Origin of the sequence: Streptomyces sp. NPDC059477 (assembly GCF_042749375.1) — a bacterium.
Taxonomy (GTDB): domain Bacteria; phylum Actinomycetota; class Actinomycetes; order Streptomycetales; family Streptomycetaceae; genus Streptomyces.
This window is the reverse complement of sequence record NZ_JBHYUG010000206.1, coordinates 1-1,013: the sequence shown is the minus strand read 5'-3', so window position 1 is coordinate 1,013 and position 1,013 is coordinate 1. Positions and strand designations below refer to the sequence as shown.

General features: G+C 77.5%; 1 pseudogene. It reads right to left on the bottom strand.

What is annotated here, in order from left to right:
• Window positions 1-384: 384 nt before the first annotated feature.
• Window positions 385-1,013 (bottom strand): annotated as a pseudogene (locus tag ACFXAZ_RS39615) (transglutaminase); the annotation flags it as partial.

The following is a 1,013-nucleotide window of genomic DNA, read 5'->3' as shown; positions in this document are numbered from 1 at the left end:
AAAATAGGTGGGCCCCGCCGCGGCGACAAGACGGGGGGGCCCATTTATACCAATTAAAAACATGTTTTTAAGATCCGCGCTTGCGGGCCAACCGTCACACGGACGGTGGCCCCTCACGCATGTCCCGGGCCCCTCACGCGCGTGCCGGGCCGGGTGGTGTCCCTCCCCGGAGCCCCGGGCAGCTCCCTCAGGAGCGGTTGTCTGAGCCCTCTCTCCGGGGACATGCGCCGCACTGGGCCGCCCGGAGCGATACGCCGAGCCGCCCGGAGCAGCAGCCGAGCCTCTCCTCCCGTCACCCCCCCGCCGAGGGGCGGGGGGGCGGCGGCCGGGGACGTGGCGCCCGCGCGGGGCCCCCTGTCGGGGCCCCCTCGGCGTGTGTGCCGCTCAGCCGCCCCGCTGTCCCGACGGGGACGGCTTGGGCCTGCGGACCAGGGACGCCCAGCGCTCCGCCGTACGGACCCGTACGGTCGTGGCGCGGTCGGTCAGGGCCCAGACCGCCCGGATGGCCGAACGCGGGGCCAGCAGTGCCCGCAGCCGGGTGCGGCGCCCCGCCCGGGCGCGCAGGGCCAGGCGCAGCCGGCGGACATCGTCGGCGAGGCCCGGCGGGGCCTGCGGGTCGGGTGCGAACAGCACCTGCTCCACCGCGCCCGCGACCCGGTGCACCGACGCGGAAGCGGCGTCGTCCGCCTGCTTCGCCTCGTCCGCCTGGTCCAGTCGGCCCAGCCGGACGATCCGCGCGGCGGCCTTGCGGGGCGTGAGCGCGTCGTCGGGCACGATGCCGTAGTCCCAGGCGGTGTCCGTCAGCTCCTCCCAGACCGCCAGCACATGACCGGGGGCCGCCGGTCCGCCCGGTGGCGCGTCCAGCCGGATCCCCGGGCCCGGTCCTCCCGCCGCCGAAGGGACGTGCTGCGCGGACGCCAGCCGCACGGCCAGGTGCGGGGTGCGGGCGGCGCGGTGCCGAGCAGGGCGGCGACCCGGCGCGGCACCGGGCCGGGCGCGGCGAAGCCCGCGAG